Genomic DNA, 15,747 nt, shown 5'->3' with positions numbered 1-15,747 from the left:
CGCCGGGTCGAGCCCCGAACTCCTCGGCGCCGGGTGCCCACCAACCACACCACAATGCAAGGGGGTTCCGGAGTGACCGAACTCGCTGTCGCCTTGATCGTCATGGCCGCTGTAGGCGGCTTGCTGATCCTGCTGTTCTGGGTGCTGCCGTGGCTACTCGAGTTGAATGGCGATCAGGACGAGCGGGTTCCGTTCCGCGAGGTGATGGACCGCATCGAGCGCGAGGAACAGCGATGACGCCGCGGCGCAGCTGGATCCAGGACTATTGCGAGGACAGCAACTGGCCCGTCGATGAGAAGCACGCGCAAGGCTTGCTGAAGCTCCATGCCACATGTACCCCACCGTGCCCGCGCAAGTTGTCCGCTGAGCGCTGGCTCCGTGAGCGCGGCACAGGCGATGGAGCGATCAGGAGGCCGCGTCCGCCGCGTGGGCGATGACGGCGGTGAGCGCGGCCGCCGCGTCGAGGAGGGCGTGGGAGCGAGCCGTGATGCTCGCGTCCCTAGCCGCGAGGGCGGCATCGACATCCTCGGATCGGTGTCCGCGCGGCAGGTCGGGCATCAAGGCCCGAAGCGTGTCGACGCGGTATCCGGCGCTGCGGAGCTGGTGGACGATCCGGGCATCGCGTACCTGAGCAGGTGAGTACCGCCGCGTCCCGTGTGTGGTGGCGCGGTCCGGAACCACGAGTCCCTCGGCGTCCCAATGCCGCAGTGTCGAGGGGCGCACGCCCAGAGCGGCGGCGAGTTCGGAGACGCTCATCGAATCCGATGCGCGAACGTCATCGATCGGCTCGGCCGAGATCGCCGCGGCCGCCCGCTTCGCCAGCGCGAGGTCCGTCCGCTCCCGGTGGAGCCGCGCGTGGGCCGCGTCGAGAAGCGCGAGCGCTTCGGAGATCGGCCGCTCGTGCACGGTGCGAACGATCCGCTTGGCCTCGACCGGCCCGACACCCGCCGCCAGCGCCCGGTACGCCAGCGCGGAGCGCACGTGCTCCTCCCCATACCGGCGATAGCCCGCTGCCGTGCGCAGCACCGGTGGCAGCACCCCGTCCCGCTCGAGATTGCGAATCTGCTGCACCGAGTAACCGGCGCGCCGCGCCACATCGACCGTGCGCATCCACGAGTTGAGAGTTTCCACGCTATCGATCCTCGATATCCCGGCCGAAGTCTCCACAAGCACCTTAATGAAACGCTGGAGCACATGACCATCGACGAGATCATCGACTTCGTCTCCGCCCTCGAGGGAGTGCTGATCCTTCGCCCCGGCCCCGGCGACGGCTCACCGGAGATCAGCTGGGGCGACACGTTCTTCTACTACTCACCCGACGGCGTCGTGCCGAAGGCGACCCAGCCTTTCGCGACAATCGTCACGAAGAACTACCCCGGTGACGAGGAGTCCCGCCTGGACCGCCCGAATACCTTCCGCGTCAACATCGCAGCCGGAAAAGAAGCCTTCATCCACCGGACCGGCCACACCCCCCGTGAACCCTCCCCGCACGATCCGAGCGCGACGGACACGGTGATCCCCCACCCCGTCTACGGCTCCGCCGGTTGGCTCGCGGTGGTGAACCCCGGCCCGCAGACCACCGAACCAACCCGCGAACTTCTCCGAACCGCATACGAACTCGCCCGCTCCCGCCACAAACGACGCACCCACTGACGCACGCCACGAGGCACATGGCCGCGGCGAAACGCGAGAAGGCCCCCCACCATGCGCCACTCGCGCGTTACTGCCGCGCTGTTGACATGGAGCGCGCTCCAGGACCTAGCGTCGAGACGACGGATTCGAACGCAGGAGGTAGCAGCATGATCGACGTTTCCACTCGGCAGCTCGGTGAACTCACGGTCTCCGCGCAGGGTTTGGGGTGCATGGGCATGAGTCATGCTTACGGCGCCGCGGACGACGCGCAATCGATCGCGACGCTGCACCACGCCCTCGACCTCGGTGTGACCCTGTTGGACACCGCCGATTTCTACGGCGCGGGGCACAACGAGGAATTGATCGGGCGGGCCATCGCGGAGCGCCGCGACGAGGTGGTGCTGGCCACGAAATTCGGCTTCGCCAACCGCTTGGGCGAGCCCACCCACATCCGCGGCGACGCCGCCTACGTGCGGCAGGCGTGCGAGGCGTCTTTGCGCAGGCTCGGGGTGGACCACATCGACCTCTACTACCTGCACCGGGTGGACCCGAAGGTGCCGATCGAGGAGACGGTCGGAGCGATGGCCGAGCTGGTACAGGCGGGGAAGGTGCGCCACCTGGGGCTGTCGGAGGCGGGCGCGCAGACCATCCGGCGCGCGCACGCCGTGCATCCGATCGCCGCGTTGCAGAGCGAGTGGTCGCTGTGGACCCGGGACCTGGAAGCGGAAATCGCGCCGGTCTGCCGGGAACTCGGCATCGGCCTCGTCCCGTTCTCCCCGCTCGGGCGCGGTTTCCTGACCGGCCGCTACAACTCGGTCGAGGGTTTGGCGGAGACCGACGTGCGGCGCAGCCAGCCGCGTTTCGCCGAGGGCAACCTCGAACGGAACCTCGCGATCGTCGCGAAGCTGAACGAACTCGCCGCGGCGAAGGGGGTCACGGCGGGCCAGCTCGCGCTGGCCTGGGTGCAGCACCGCGGCGAGGACGTCGTGCCGATCCCCGGCACCCGGCGCCAGCGCTATCTGGAGGAGAACCTCGCGGCCCTGGCCATCGAGCTGTCCCCCGAGGACCTCGCCGCCATCGAGGCCGCCGCGCCACCCGAGCAGATCGCGGGTACGCGCTACGACGCGACGAACCTCACCTTCGTCAACGGCTGAGGTCGCGACAACGGCCTCGGGGAACTGACCGGAAAGAGCCGGAAGCGAGCGTTCCCGTCAGAGTGCGGGGGACGAGGCCTGAGCCCAGAACCGCTTCGGGATGCGCCCGGCCAGCCGGGCCGCATGCCCGGCGCGGACGGCGTCCGCCATCGCCGCGGCCATCAGTTCGGGGCGCTTCGCCCTGGTCACGGCCGTGGCGAGAAGTACCGCCGAGCACCCGAGTTCCATGGCGAGGGCGGCGTCGCTTGCGGTGCCGATGCCCGCGTCCAGGATGACCGGGACCTCGGCGTCCGCGACGATCATCTCGATGTTGTGCGGGTTGCCGATGCCGAGGCCGGTGCCGATGGGCGCGCCGAGCGGCATCACGGCCGCGCAGCCCGCGTCCTGCAAGCGGCGGGCCAGCACCGGGTCGTCGTTGGTGTAGGGCAGCACCACGAACCCGTCATCGACGAGTTGTTCGGCGGCGGTGAGCAGTTCGATCGGGTCGGGCAGCAGGGTGCGCTCGTCGGCGACCACCTCGAGCTTCACCCAGTCGGTGTCCAGCGCCTCGCGCGCCAGCTGCGCGGTGAGCACCGCTTCGGCGGCGGTGCGACAGCCCGCCGTGTTCGGCAGCGGCGCGATGTCGAGTCGTTTCAGCAGGTCGAGCACGCCGGTGCCGCCCGCGGCGTCGATGCGCCGCATGGCCACGGTGGTCAACTCGGTGCCGGAGGCGATCAGCGCCTCCTCGAGGACGGCGAGGTTCTCCGCGCCGCCGGTGCCCATGATCAGGCGGGAACCGAACTCGCGGTCCGCGATCCGCAGCGGGGCGTCGGCCTTCCCGGATTCCGCCGCCGCCTCAGCCACCTTGGACCGCCGTCAGCACCTCGATCTGCCAGCCGCGCCCGACCGGTTCGTCCCAGCGCGACTTGGGGAACACCGCGCCGTCCACCGCCAGCGCGACGCCCCGGCACGGCAGGTCGAGGCGCTCCAGCAGCTCGCGTATGGTCAGCGGCTCGGCGAACTCGTGCTCGTCGCCGTTCACCGTCACACCGATGGGGACGGATGACAGCGTCATCTGTTTCCTCCTACAGTCGTCGAAAAGCGTTGCGGGTCGGCAACTTCCGCTTCGGGCAGCACCGCCCCGCCGAGCAGGCCGGTCACCGCGTCCACGGTGAGCGGCACGGTCAGCATGCCGTTGCGGCCGTGCCCGGTGGCCACCACGATCCGGTCGGTGAGCCGGCCGATCAGCGGCAGGTTGTCCGGGCTGCCCGGCCGGGAACCGGCGCCTGCCTCGGCGAGTTCGTATTCGCCGATGCCGGGGAACACCGCTTCCGCGTCGGCGATCAGATCGCGAACGCCCGCTACGGTGACGGCGGTGTCGAAACCCGCTTCGTACTGCGTGGCGCCGACGACGATGCCCTCGGCGCGCGGCACCAGGTATACCGCCCGCCCGTGCACCCGGGCCCGGATCACCCGGCGCGGCGCGGGGGCGACGCCCGGCCGTTGCCGCAGGCGCAGGATCTCGCCCTTGACCGGGCGGACCGGCAATTCCGGCCACAACGCCGCCGACGCGGCTCCCGCAGCGAGCACGACTTGGTCGTGTGGAAGTTCCGTCAGCGAGTCTACGGACTCGGCGCGCACCACGACGCCCGCCGTCTCGGCCGCCTGCCGCAGTGCGGCGAGCAGCTTGCGGTTGTCGATCGCGGGTTCGGCGGGCGCGAGTAGCGCGGCGCGCACCGTTCGGGCCAGGCCGGGCTCCCGCTCGCGAACTCCGGCGCGGTCCAGCATCCGCAGCTCGTGCCCGCGGCTGCCGACCCAGTCGGCCACGGTGCGCAGGTCGGCCGCGTCGGCCGCGTCCAGCGCGACGGTCATGGTCTCGTCCGCCACGAAGACCGACACGCCGGTCGCGGCTTCGAGCCGGGCGGCGAAGCCGGGCCAGCGGGCCAGCGACGCCGCGCCGAATTCGAGCACCCGGTCCTCGCCGGGCCAGCCTTCCGACAGCGGTGCGAGCATTCCTCCGGCCACCCAGGAGGCCCCGGTCGCGACCGCCGGATCGAGCAGCGTGACCGACCAACCGGCCTCGGCGGCCCGCCAGGCCACGGCGAGCCCGATGGCGCCGCCACCGACGACGGCCAGAGTCCGCATCCCGATCCACCTGCCTCCTGTTTCGCATCCCCACGGTAGCGCGGCTACGGTCGAAGGCGTGCAACCCTCCCACCCGAATCGACCCGCCTCGCCGCGGGAGCGTCTGGCGAACGCGCGGCTGTATCTCTGCACCGACGCACGCCGGGAGAAGGGCGATCTGGCGAAGTTCGCCGAGGCCGCTTTCGCAGGCGGAGTCGACATCATCCAGATCAGAGACAAAGGATCACCGGGCGAAGCGAAGTTCGGTCCGCTCGAGGCCAGGGCCGAGATCGGCGCGCTGGCCGAACTGAAATCCGCCGCGCGCAGGCACGGCGGCCTGGTCGCGGTGAACGATCGCGCCGACATCGCCCTCGCCTCCAGCGCCGACGTGCTGCACCTCGGGCAGGGCGACCTGCCGCCCTGGTACGCGCGCCGGATTCTCGGGCCCGAGGTGGTGATCGGACGATCCACGCACAATCGCGCGCAGGCCGGTCTCGCCGCGATCGACGAGCACATCGATTACTTCTGCACCGGACCGATCTGGGCCACCCCGACCAAACCGGGCAGGCAGGCGGCGGGCCCGGAACTGATCCGCTCCACCGCGGAAGCCCATCCCACCCGTCCCTGGTTCGCGATCGGCGGGATCAACGCCGAGAACCTCGCGCAAGTGCTGGAAGCCGGGGCGACGCGGGTCGTGGTGGTGCGCGCGATCACCGAAGCGCGCGATCCGGAAGCCGCCGCGCGCGAGCTGAAAACGGCGCTGCTGGCGAACGCGTGAGCGGCGCGGTCAGGAAAGCACCTGTCCGCGGGTGAACGAAAGCGCGGTCTCCACCGCCGTGCTTCCGGCCGAGGCAGGCTCCGTGACCTGCGCGCCCGGCTCGTCGACGATCCTGGCGTAATCGCCAGGCCCGGCCGGATCCGAATGCAGCCAGACGAAACCGAGGTCGGCGAGGTCGAGCGTGCGCGGAAGCGCGGCGGCGACCGCTCGGTCGCCCGCGATCTCGGCGAGCAGCACCCGCGCGGGCGCGGCGCGCAGGGTGGGCCAGGACGCCGCGAAGCCCGGATGCAGCGGGCGGGCATCGACCTCGTCCTCGGGGACCCAGGCCAACTCGGTGCTCTCGCGATTACCGGTGGTCGGGAGCGTCATCACCGCGTCGGCGACGACCGTCGTGTAGGTCCAGCCGCTCAGGGCCGACGCCGTCACCCGCTCGCCGCGCACCCGGACGTCGGCGGGGTCGATGCCCGTCTCCTCCCAAGCCTCGCGGACCGCCGCGTGCACGGGCGTCTCGTGGCTGTCGCGCGCCCCGCCGGGCAATGCCCAGGTGCCGCCTTGATGACTCCACGGAGCGCGGTGTTGCAGCAGCACCGCCGAACCGCCCTCGGCCAGCGGAGCGCGCAGGAGGAGTCCGGCGGCGCCGAAGCGACCCCAGTGCCGCAGCCCGTCCGGGCCCAGCGACCAACCGTCACCGTCACCACGCATCTCGTACCCATCCTCGTCCAGCCGCGGCAGCGCCCACCATCGTTTCCTCCCAACCGAGGGTGTTTCACACGCAACGGCTCCCGTACGACCACAATAAACTCCGCACCAACACGCACGGGTCGATCGGATCTTCGGTCCAACCGTCGAGAAATCCGCGTACGCGGCCCAAACTGGGGAGGTGGACATGGCTAGCTCCGAGCCGACGACGGCCGAACTCCGGCCATCGTCCGTGCCCGAGGCCGCCGGTCGGGACGATCCGGGCGGGCTGAGCGTCGCGGTGGTGCGCGAACGTCTCGACCTGGCCAACCTGCGCTCGTTCGCCAATTCCTCACCCGGACGGCTGATCGCGCTCGGGCTGCTGCTGATCGGATTGTGCCTGGCCGCGGGTTCGATGACCGCCGCGACGGTAGGTGACCGGCAGCAGAGCCTGGACGTACTGCTCTACGACACCGAACCGGACGCCGATTCCGCGCATCGGCTCTACACCTCGCTGTCGATCGCCGACGCCGCGGCGAGCACCGCCTTCATCGCGGGCGGGCTGGAGCCGCAGGCGGTGCGGGATCGCTACACGCAGGCACTGGGCGAAGCGGCCGCGGAATTGGTGACCCAATCCGACCGGGCGGGGCCGGGCGCGGCGATCGATCCGGATGCCCGGCTGCGCACCGGCATAGTCACCGGCCTGCCGGTGTACTCAGGTCTGGTGGAAACCGCACGGACGAACAATCGCAGCGGATATCCGGTCGGCGCCGCGTATTTGAGCGAGGCGTCCAACCAGATGCAGACGACGCTGCTACCGATGGCCGAGGAGCTGCACAACCATCGCTCGGCGGCGGTGACCGACGCGCAGCGCAACCACGTGCGCCCGCCGTGGACCGCGATCGGACTGCTGATCCTCGCCCTCGGCGTGCTGGTCTGGGTGCAGCGAGATCTGGCGCGACGCTGGCAGCGGGTGTTCAATCCGGGCCTGCTGCTCGCGTCGGCGGCCATGCTGATCCTGCTGGCGTGGACGGTGATCGCGGGCTCGGTGTCGGCGGCGTCGATGATCAGCGCCCGCGACGACGGCGCGGTACCTTCCTCGCGTCTGACCGAGAGCCGGATCCTGGCGCAGCAGGCGCGCGCCGCGGAGACGTTGAAGCTGGTGCGCCGGGACGCGACCGGCGACTACGACCGCACCTACGACGCGGACATCGAACGGCTGGCCGATCTGATCGGCAACTATCCCGGCTCCGCGCCCGCGGCGGGCGAGGTGCGCAACGCCGTTCCGGCGCTGGCGCGCTGGCGGGTGGCGCATCAGCGGATGAACGACGCGCTGGCCAAGGGCGATTTCAACAGCGCGGCCGTGGTGGCTACCGGTCCCGGCTCCGCCGACGCCACCGTGCAGGTGGAGGCACTGGACCGTTCACTCGAGCAAGGTATCGCCGCGACCAGGAACACGCTGCGCGACGAGATCTCCCAGGCCGCACGCGTCCTGGACTTCCTGGGGGCGGGTGCGATGGTGCTCGGCGTCCTGGCGGCAGGCTATGTCGGACTGGGCATATGGCCCCGGCTTCGGGAGTACCGATGAGATCCGCCCGCGGCATTCTGGTGGCCGCCGTCCTCGTGGTCGCGCTGACGGGCGGCTGTGCGAGCGATTCCAGCGCGCCGGTGTCGACCAAGACGCCGAAGTACACCGATTCCCCGTTTCCCGCCAGAGCCGTTCCGGTGCTGACCGATTCGCCGGTCCCGCCGCCGCCGGGCACACCGCGATGCGGAGACCCGACCGCCAGTCTGCGCCCGAGCGGCGCGGGGGCGGGCGCGCGCGGACCGACGATCGATGCGATCCGGGCGCGCGGCAGGCTGCTCGTCGGCCTGGACACCGGCAGCAATCTTTTCAGCTACCGTGACCCGATCTCCGGCGCCATCGTCGGTTTCGACGCCGACATCGCCAGGGAGGTGGCCCGCGACCTGCTCGGCAGCCCGGATCTGATCGAATTCCGCAGTCTCGGCTCCGCCGAGCGCGAGACCGCGTTGCAGAACCGCACCGTGGACCTGGTCGCCAAAACCATGACGATCACCTGTGAGCGGCGCGAGAAGGTCGCGTTCTCCACCGTCTACCTGCACGCCAACCAACGGGTGCTCGCGGTGAAGAACTCCGGCATCCGGAGTCTGGCCGATCTGGCGGGCCGACGGGTGTGCATCGTCTCCGGCACCACGTCGCTGGAGCACATGCGCCGCGACCAACCCGCCGCGACCATCCTCACCGTACCGAGCTGGGCCGATTGCCTGGTCGTCCTGCAACAGCGCCAGGTGGACGCGGTGAGCACCGACGACGCCGTCCTCGCGGGCCTGGCCGCGCAGGACCCGTACACCGAGCTGGTCGGCGGCAGCATCAGCGAAGAGCCGTACGGCATCGGCATCACCAAAGGCAACGACGATCTCGTGCGATTCGTCAACGGCACGCTGGAACGCGTCCGTAACGACGGCACGTGGGTCGGGTTGTACCAGAAATATCTCACCGTCCTCGGTCCCGTTCCCGCCCCGCCCGCCCCTACCTATCAGGACTGACCGGCCGATGAGCACACGGCCCGACCCCGAGCCCGACCCGGACGAAACCGCCCCGGGGCGGCCCGGCCCGGCCGAGGTGTTCGAGGACGGGTGCACCGGAGCGGCCGGGCGTCATCCGGGCGCGTCGGCGAAACCGCCGCGTGGAGATCACCCGGGCACACGACACCTGGATGCTCACCCGGCGGCAACCGGCAGGCGGGTGGGCTCGGTCGATCCGGAATCGCCTGTGGCCGAGGAGCTTCAGCACACGGTCCACACGCCGATCGACGCAACCCGCATGCAGGTCAACCGTCCGGACACGCCATCGGTCACGACGGAACAAACAGCCGCCGACCAAGACTCTGACTCGACCCGGATACCGGTCGACCATCCGGACACGCCGTCGGGCACTGTCGCGTGGATGCGCGACTCCGGATCGGAGACGCCCCCGACGTTCACGCCGGACGAAATCCCCGGCACGGAAAAGGCGGGCGACCAGCCGTTGACCGCGGCGGCGGGACCCGACGAAACGCGCCGCACCGCGTCCGAACCCACGTCGTCGCCGCTGCGCACCTCCGGACGCAGCGTGCGCAGCGCGCGCACCCGTCCGGCGGTGCGGCGGCTCGGCGCGGGACTGGTGCCGATCCCGACGGTGACGCCCGCCGATCCCCGCGACGCCGTCCTCACCGACGCGGTGGTCTCCGAGGGCAGGCGATTCTGCTGGCGCTGCGGTAAACCGGTCGGCCGGGCAACGGCGACCCGGCCCGCGACCACAGCGGGCACGTGCGCGACCTGCGAGGCGCCCTTCGACTTCCGCCCCACGCTGCACGCGGGCGACATGGTGGCGGGGCAGTACGAGGTGCAGGGCTGCATCGCCCACGGCGGACTCGGCTGGATCTACCTGGCGATCGACCGCAATGTCAGCGATCGCTGGGTCGTGCTGAAGGGCCTGCTGCACAGCGGTGACGGCGAAGCGCAGGCGGTGGCCATGGCCGAACGCCAATTCCTGGCCGAGGTGGCGCACCCGAGCATCGTCAAGATCTACAACTTCGTCGAGCACACCGGCGCCGACGGCACACCGGTCGGCTACATCGTCATGGAGTACGTGGGCGGCCGGTCGCTGCGCGACATCCTCGACTCCTACGAACGCCCGAAGCGCATGCCGGTCGCCGAGGCGATCGCCTATCTGCTGGAGATCCTGCCCGCGCTGGAGTACCTGCACTCGACCGGCCTGACCTACAACGATCTCAAGCCCGACAACGTCATGGTCACCGAGGACCAGGTCAAACTGATCGACCTCGGCGCCGTCGCCACCATCGAGGCATACGGAAACCTCTATGGCACCAGGGGTTTCCAGGCGCCGGAGGTCGCGCGAACCGGCCCGACCGTCACCTCCGACATCTACACCGTGGGGCGCACGCTGGCCGTGCTGACCCTGCGCATGCCTTCGGAGCACGGACGCTACCTCGACGGGCTCCCCGATCCCGCCGACGAGCCGGTGCTGGCGCGCTACGAGTTCTTCCATCGACTGCTGCTGTGTGCCACCGACCCGGACCCGCGGCGGCGCTTCCCCTCCGCCCGCGCGATGTCCGCGCAGCTGTCCGGCGTGCTGCGGGAGATCCTCGCGTTGGAGACCGACACCGAACACCCGCAGTTGTCCACCGTCTTCGCGCCGCCGCGGGCCAGTTTCGGCACCGAGGAGCTGATCAGCCAGACCGACGCCTACACCGACGGCCGTCCGCGCAGCAGCATGCTCGACGCCCGCGACGTGGTGGGCGGGTTGCCGATCCCGCTGCTCGATCCGGCCGATCCGTCCGCATCCCTGCTCTCGGCGGCGGTGCATCCCGAGCCGGACCAGGCGCTGGAGGCGCTGCGCACCGTCCGCGAACGAGCCGAGGCCGACCCCGGCAACGCCCCGGAGACACTCGATCTGGAACTTTCCCTCGCCGAGGCGCGCGTGCGGCTCGATATGCGGGAGTCGGCCACCGTCCTGGACCTGCTCGCGCGGTTGCCCGAGCGGGAGTGGCGGGTGAGCTGGTATCGCGGTATGGCCGAGTTGCTCGATCGGGAGTACGAGCGCGCCTTCTCGAATTTCGACGAGGTCCTCCGTGTACTACCCGGCGAGCTGGCTCCTCAGCTAGCCCTCGCCGCCACGGCCGAACTCATTCTCCAGCATTGGGATTCGCCGGATCCCGAGCAATGGCGCGCGTACGCCGAGAAGGCGTACGAGACCGTGTGGCGCACCGACCGCACCGTGGTGAGCGCTGCATTCGGGCTGGCCAGGCAGCTGGCCGCGGACGGCAGGGTGGACGAGGCCGTGCGGGCGCTGGACGCCGTGCCCGCCGCGTCGCGCCATTTCACCACCGCGCGGATGACCGCCGTGCTGTTCCTGCTCACCGCCGCGCCGGTGGCCGATCTCGACGAGGCAACCCTGCACATCTCGGCGTCCCGGGTGCTGAGCCTGCCCACGGGCGAGAGTCGGGCGGTGCAGATGCGGGTGCTGGTGCTCGGTGCGGCCTTGGCCTGGCTGCAAGCGGGCAACACGCCGAAACGTCCCGATGCCACGCTGTTCGGCGCGCCGTTCACCGAACGCGAACTGCGGATCGGCACCGAGGCCGGGCTGCGCTCGCTGGCCCGCGGAGCGCCCGATCGCAAGCATCGCTACGCGCTCGTCGACCTGGCGAACGCTATTCGCGCGAAGACCTGGATCTAGCCGCGCCGCTCGACCAGTTGCCGTGCGGCGCGGGCGATGGCCAGCTCCTCGTTGGTCGGCACCACGAGCACCGCGACCGGCGCGCCGGACGGGGAGATGAATCGCGCGGCACGGCTTTCCGCGGTGTTGGCCACCGGATCGACTTCGATGCCGAACCGGCTGAGCCCGGCCAGGGCGTCGGCGCGCACCTGCGGACTGTTCTCCCCGACTCCGGCGGTGAAGGTGATCGCGTCGACCCCGCCGAGTTCGATCAGATACGCCCCGAGGTAACGCCGCAGCCGATGGATGTACACGTCGTAGGCCAGCCGCGCGGCCTCGTCCCCGCTCGCGATGAGGCGCCGCAGTTCGCGGAAATCGTTCACGCCGGACAGGCCCTTGATGCCGGAATCCCGGTTGAGCAGGGCGTCGATCCGGTCGATGTCCAGGTGTGCCGAACGCGCCAGATGCGCGACGATGCCGGGATCGAGGTCGCCGGATCTGGTGCCCATCACCAGCCCTTCCAGCGGGGTGAGGCCCATGCTGGTGTCGACCGGCCGACCGCCCCGGATGGCCGACGCCGACGCGCCGTTGCCGAGATGGAAGACGATCTGGTTCAGCTCGGCGGGGTCGCGGCCGAGCAGCTCGGCCGCGCGGCCGGACACGTACTCGTGCGAGGTGCCGTGGAAGCCGTACTTCCGGATGCCGTGCGCGGCGGCCACCTTGGCGTCGATGGCGTAGGTCTTGGCGGCGGCGGGCAAGCCGTGGAAGAACGCCGTGTCGAACACGGCGACCTGCGGTACTCCCGGCAACAGCGCCCGCGCGCTCTCGATCCCGGCGACGTTGGCCGGATTGTGCAGCGGCGCCAGCGCGGCGAGTTCGGAGATCGAGGCCACCACATCGTCGTCGATCAGGGTGGGCCGGTAGAACACCTCGCCGCCGTGCACCACCCGGTGCCCGACCGCCCGCACGCCCTCGCGAACCAGATCATGGCCCGTCGCGGCGAAGGTGTCGAAGACCAGCCGCAACCCGGCGGCATGGTCGGCGATCGGCTCGCGGCGCTCGGTGGTCTCGCCGTCGACGCGATGCTCGAGCCCGCCCTCGTCCTCACCGATCCGCTCGACCATGCCGGAGGCCGCGACCACACCCGAATCGGGGTCCAGCAGTTGATATTTGATGGACGAGGAGCCGGAGTTGATCACCAGCACCATGTTCTCGGCCGTCTCGCTCATCGAACCTCCCGCATCCCGCGCGCCCGCATCAACTCTCCTGCGCCTGAATGGCGGTGATCGCCACGGTGTTGACGATGTCGGCCACCAGTGCGCCGCGCGACAGGTCGTTGACCGGCTTGCGCAGACCTTGCAGCACCGGTCCGATGGCGATCGCTCCGGCGCTGCGCTGCACCGCCTTGTAGGTGTTGTTGCCGGTATTGAGGTCGGGAAACACGAACACCGTCGCGCGGCCTGCCACTTCGGAATCGGGCAGCTTGGCGTCGGCGACGGTCGGTTCGATCGCCGCGTCGTATTGGATCGGGCCCTCCACCGGCAGCTCCGGCGCGCGTTCACGCGCCAGCTCGGTCGCCACGCGCACCTTGTCCACGTCGGCCCCGCTGCCCGATTCGCCCGTCGAATACGACAGCATCGCGACCCGGGGTTCGATGCCGAAGCGTTCGGCGGTCGCCGCTGAGGAGATCGCGATATCGGCCAGCTGTTGTGCCGTCGGGTCCGGCACGACCGCGCAGTCACCGTAGGCGAGCACCCGGTCGGCCAGGCACATGAGGAACACGCTGGAGACGGTGGAGACCCCTTCCACCGTCTTGATGATCTCCAGCGAGGGCCGGATGGTGTGCGCCGTGGTGTGCGCCGCGCCGGAGACCATGCCGTCGGCGATCCCCTTGTACACCATCATGGTGCCGAAATACGAGATGTCGGCGACGGTTTCGCGGGCCCGCTCCACCGTCATGCCCTTGTGTCTGCGCAGTTCGGTGTACTCGGCGGCGAACTCGTCCAGGCGACCGGAGGTGCGCGGGTCGAGCACCTGCGCGGCGGAGATGTCCACCCCGAGTTCGGCGGCACGCGCGCGCACCGTCGTCTCGTCGCCCAGGATGACCAGGTCGGCGATCTTGCGCTGCAACACCCGGCCCGCGGCGCGCAGGATACGGTCGTCGTCGCCTTCGGGCAGCACGATGCGCTTGCGATCGGCTCGTGCGCGCTCGATGAGCTGGTATTCGAACATCTGCGGCGTGACCACCGGACTCGGCGGAACATCGATGCGCCGCAACAGTTCCACGGCGTCCACGCGTTCTTCCATCAGCGCCAGGGCGGTGTCCACCTTGCGCGGGTTGCCCGCGGACATCCGGCCCCGGGTGCGGTAGGCGGCCCCTGCCGTGTCGTAGGTGCCGAGTTCGGTGGTGAGGATCGGCAGTTTGGGCTTGAGCCCGGTCATCAGCCGCGCCACCGCGGGATGCGGCAGCAGGCCACCGTTCATGATGATGCCCGACAGCGACGGAAAACCCTCCGCCTCGTGCGCGTTCACGACGCTGAGCAGCACGTCCGACCGATCGCCCGGCGCGATCACCACCACGCCCTCGACCAGCCGTTCCAGGATGTGTTCCGCCGTCATGCCGCCGACCATGATCTTCAGCGCCTCGCGGTGCAGCAACTCCGGATCGCCGCTGTACATCTCGCCGCCGATGGCGGTGCACAGCTCGGCCATCGTCGGCGCGATCAACAGCGGGACCTCGGGCAGCGTCCAGGAGGGGACGCCGAAGCCGTGCAGCGCCGCGGCCACCTCGTCCAGCCGCTGCGGGTCGCAGCGATTGGCGATGACGGCGACCAGCTGCGCGTGCTCGTGGGCCAGCTCGGCCGCGCACAGGTCGGCCAGCTGCTTCACCTCGTCCGGGGTGCGTCCGGCGCCGCGCACCACCAGCAGCACCGGTGCGCCCAGATTGACCGCGATCCTGGCGTTGAAGCGCAACTCGCTCGGGCTCGCCACGTCGGTGTAGTCGCTGCCGACCACGACCACCGCGTCGCACATCTTGGCGACCTCGTGGAAGCGCAGCACGATCTCGCTGATCGCCGCGTCCGGGTCGGCGTGCACCTGCTCGTAGGTGGTGCCGATCGCCTGCGCGTAGTCGATGTCCGCCGTGCTGTGCTCGAGCAGCAGTTCGAGGATGTAGTCGGGCTCGGTGGTCGAGCGCGTGATCGGCCGGAACACGCCGACCCGCGCGGTCGTCGCGCACAGCATCTGCAGCACCCCGAGGGCCACCGTCGACTTGCCGGTGTCGCCCTCGGGAGAGGCGATGTACACGGCGGATAGAGCGTTGTCGGCCATGCCGCAGAGCTTAGTGAACCGAGGGCAACCGGGCCGCGCCGCGCGACGGTGATCACTCGCCGGGCAAGCGAGCGCGAGCCGCCGCAGGGCCGTCCCGGAACGCTCCGGGCCGCGAGGCCGAGCGGTACCGAAGGGCTCAGCGGTATCCGGCGGCGCCTCGCATGCCGAGCGGTGTCACCATGCCTGGCGGTGTCAGCATGCCTCGCGGTATCAGCGGCGCCTCGGTGTCAGCACCTCGCGGTGTCAAGGGCCGCCATGGCCGGCTTCCGCCCCGCTATAGTCCGGGCATGGCTGAGCAATTTCCGGATCGGCAGTGGGGTTCGCGCACTAACCTGTTCGCCCGCGCGGCAAGCAGATTCGCGGCCACCAAGCCGGGCTCCCGGCTGGTCCGCGCCCTCACCCCGCTGGACCGGGCGGTCCTGGAGCGCACCGGCGCCAAGTACACCGTGCTCGGCCCGATCGGCGCGCCGGTCATCCTGCTCACCACCATCGGACGCAAATCCGGGCAGCCGCGCACCCAGCCGTTGCTCTACGTGCACGACGGCGACACGCTCTACGTGATCGGCAGCAACTTCGGCCAGGCACACCACCCCGCCTGGACCGCCAACCTCCTGGCGAACCCCACCGCCACGGTAGCGATAGCCGGCGAACGCATCCCCGTAACCGCCACCCCCGTCGAAGACCCCGACAAAACCCCCATCTTCCAACGCTTCGTCGACATCACCGGCGCCTACGCCGCCTACCGTTCCCGCACCACCCGCGACCTCCGCATCTTCGCGCTCCGCCGGGCATGACGCCGCGAGTGGCACACCACCGCGGCATCGGCCGAAAGG

The 15,747-nt window shown here is 70.3% G+C and carries 15 protein-coding genes; 8 read left to right on the top strand and 7 right to left on the bottom strand.

The window, feature by feature from the left end; translation table 11 throughout:
• Positions 1 to 72 precede the first annotated feature (72 nt).
• Entirely contained in the window at positions 73 to 237 is a 165-nt protein-coding gene (locus tag NG1_RS36350) for a hypothetical protein (RefSeq protein ID WP_157113843.1), read from the top strand.
• A 168-nt stretch (positions 238 to 405) separates the two neighbouring features.
• On the opposite strand, the gene NG1_RS03355 is transcribed toward NG1_RS36350, so the two are convergent.
• The gene (locus NG1_RS03355) at positions 406 to 1,131 is read right to left on the bottom strand and encodes a MerR family transcriptional regulator (protein WP_063910251.1); all 726 of its coding nucleotides are present in this window, start codon (positions 1,129 to 1,131) and stop codon (positions 406 to 408) included.
• Between the two features lie 63 nt (positions 1,132 to 1,194).
• Between NG1_RS03355 and NG1_RS03350 the strand changes: the two genes are divergently transcribed.
• Positions 1,195 to 1,653 (top strand): DUF6194 family protein, encoded by a 459-nt coding sequence (locus NG1_RS03350; RefSeq protein WP_062967869.1) that lies wholly within the window; start codon positions 1,195 to 1,197, stop codon positions 1,651 to 1,653.
• 146 nt (positions 1,654 to 1,799) lie between these two features.
• A complete protein-coding gene (locus tag NG1_RS03345; RefSeq protein WP_062967867.1) occupies positions 1,800 to 2,786 on the top strand; it encodes an aldo/keto reductase in 987 nt (328 codons plus the stop codon).
• 57 nt (positions 2,787 to 2,843) lie between these two features.
• Here the strand turns inward: NG1_RS03345 and NG1_RS03340 are convergent, their stop codons facing one another.
• Genes NG1_RS03340 through thiO form a run of 3 tightly spaced genes read right to left on the bottom strand, consistent with a single transcriptional unit; the run spans position 2,844 to position 4,910 of the window.
• Positions 2,844 to 3,629, bottom strand: a complete 786-nt coding sequence (locus NG1_RS03340; protein ID WP_062967865.1) for a thiazole synthase — start codon at positions 3,627 to 3,629, stop codon at positions 2,844 to 2,846.
• The gene (thiS, locus tag NG1_RS03335; RefSeq protein ID WP_062967863.1) at positions 3,622 to 3,840 is read right to left on the bottom strand and encodes a sulfur carrier protein ThiS; all 219 of its coding nucleotides are present in this window, start codon (positions 3,838 to 3,840) and stop codon (positions 3,622 to 3,624) included. The genes NG1_RS03340 and thiS overlap by 8 nt, the downstream gene beginning before the upstream one ends.
• Positions 3,837 to 4,910: a glycine oxidase ThiO gene (thiO, locus tag NG1_RS03330; RefSeq protein ID WP_062967861.1), complete on the bottom strand. Its 1,074-nt coding sequence runs from the start codon at positions 4,908 to 4,910 to the stop codon at positions 3,837 to 3,839. Before thiO ends, thiS begins: the two co-directional genes overlap by 4 nt.
• A 58-nt stretch (positions 4,911 to 4,968) precedes the next feature.
• Here thiO and thiE point away from each other — a divergent pair, with 58 nt between their 5' ends.
• Positions 4,969 to 5,667, top strand: coding sequence for a thiamine phosphate synthase (thiE, locus tag NG1_RS03325; RefSeq protein WP_062967859.1), 699 nt, complete (start codon positions 4,969 to 4,971; stop codon positions 5,665 to 5,667).
• A 9-nt stretch (positions 5,668 to 5,676) separates the two neighbouring features.
• Here the strand turns inward: thiE and NG1_RS03320 are convergent, their stop codons facing one another.
• Complete coding sequence (locus NG1_RS03320; RefSeq protein ID WP_062967857.1) at positions 5,677 to 6,369, bottom strand: NUDIX hydrolase; 693 nt, start codon at positions 6,367 to 6,369, stop codon at positions 5,677 to 5,679.
• Positions 6,370 to 6,553: 184 nt separating this feature from the next.
• Between NG1_RS03320 and NG1_RS03315 the strand changes: the two genes are divergently transcribed.
• The 3 genes from NG1_RS03315 to NG1_RS03305 all read left to right on the top strand — a co-directional run bounded on the left by NG1_RS03315 (position 6,554) and on the right by NG1_RS03305 (position 11,605).
• Positions 6,554 to 7,933, top strand: a complete 1,380-nt coding sequence (locus NG1_RS03315) for a GlnX family signal transduction membrane protein (protein ID WP_062968326.1) — start codon at positions 6,554 to 6,556, stop codon at positions 7,931 to 7,933.
• Positions 7,930 to 8,913 (top strand): glutamate ABC transporter substrate-binding protein, encoded by a 984-nt coding sequence (locus NG1_RS03310; protein WP_062967855.1) that lies wholly within the window; start codon positions 7,930 to 7,932, stop codon positions 8,911 to 8,913. Before NG1_RS03315 ends, NG1_RS03310 begins: the two co-directional genes overlap by 4 nt.
• A gap of 400 nt (positions 8,914 to 9,313) precedes the next feature.
• Positions 9,314 to 11,605, top strand: coding sequence for a serine/threonine-protein kinase (locus NG1_RS03305; RefSeq protein ID WP_245659789.1), 2,292 nt, complete (start codon positions 9,314 to 9,316; stop codon positions 11,603 to 11,605).
• Here NG1_RS03305 and NG1_RS03300 read toward each other — a convergent pair.
• Complete coding sequence (locus NG1_RS03300) at positions 11,602 to 12,813, bottom strand: acetate kinase (protein ID WP_062967853.1); 1,212 nt, start codon at positions 12,811 to 12,813, stop codon at positions 11,602 to 11,604. The two genes, NG1_RS03305 and NG1_RS03300, sit on opposite strands and share 4 nt — an antisense overlap.
• A gap of 28 nt (positions 12,814 to 12,841) precedes the next feature.
• Entirely contained in the window at positions 12,842 to 14,914 is a 2,073-nt protein-coding gene (gene pta, locus NG1_RS03295; RefSeq protein WP_062967851.1) for a phosphate acetyltransferase, read from the bottom strand.
• Positions 14,915 to 15,201: 287 nt separating this feature from the next.
• Here pta and NG1_RS03290 point away from each other — a divergent pair, with 287 nt between their 5' ends.
• Positions 15,202 to 15,708: a nitroreductase/quinone reductase family protein gene (locus tag NG1_RS03290; RefSeq protein WP_062967849.1), complete on the top strand. Its 507-nt coding sequence runs from the start codon at positions 15,202 to 15,204 to the stop codon at positions 15,706 to 15,708.
• Positions 15,709 to 15,747: the final 39 nt, after the last annotated feature.

The sequence above is a fragment of the Nocardia gamkensis NBRC 108242 genome (assembly GCF_001612985.1).
GTDB lineage: Bacteria > Actinomycetota > Actinomycetes > Mycobacteriales > Mycobacteriaceae > Nocardia > Nocardia gamkensis.
This window is presented reverse-complemented; position numbering and strand designations above follow the sequence as displayed.

Bases quoted from the DNA above. Each gene is read 5' to 3' on its own strand.
- NG1_RS03350 (WP_062967869.1), top strand. From the start codon at position 1,195: ATGACCATCGACGAGATCATCGACTTCGTCTCCGCCCTCGAGGGAGTG.
- NG1_RS03345 (WP_062967867.1), top strand. From the start codon at position 1,800: ATGATCGACGTTTCCACTCGGCAGCTCGGTGAACTCACGGTCTCCGCG.
- thiS (WP_062967863.1), bottom strand. From the start codon at position 3,840: ATGACGCTGTCATCCGTCCCCATCGGTGTGACGGTGAACGGCGACGAG.
- thiO (WP_062967861.1), bottom strand. From the start codon at position 4,910: ATGCGGACTCTGGCCGTCGTCGGTGGCGGCGCCATCGGGCTCGCCGTG.
- NG1_RS03320 (WP_062967857.1), bottom strand. From the start codon at position 6,369: ATGCGTGGTGACGGTGACGGTTGGTCGCTGGGCCCGGACGGGCTGCGG.
- NG1_RS03315 (WP_062968326.1), top strand. From the start codon at position 6,554: ATGGCTAGCTCCGAGCCGACGACGGCCGAACTCCGGCCATCGTCCGTG.
- NG1_RS03310 (WP_062967855.1), top strand. From the start codon at position 7,930: ATGAGATCCGCCCGCGGCATTCTGGTGGCCGCCGTCCTCGTGGTCGCG.
- NG1_RS03305 (WP_245659789.1), top strand. From the start codon at position 9,314: ATGCGCGACTCCGGATCGGAGACGCCCCCGACGTTCACGCCGGACGAA.
- NG1_RS03300 (WP_062967853.1), bottom strand. From the start codon at position 12,813: ATGAGCGAGACGGCCGAGAACATGGTGCTGGTGATCAACTCCGGCTCC.
- pta (WP_062967851.1), bottom strand. From the start codon at position 14,914: ATGGCCGACAACGCTCTATCCGCCGTGTACATCGCCTCTCCCGAGGGC.
- NG1_RS03290 (WP_062967849.1), top strand. From the start codon at position 15,202: ATGGCTGAGCAATTTCCGGATCGGCAGTGGGGTTCGCGCACTAACCTG.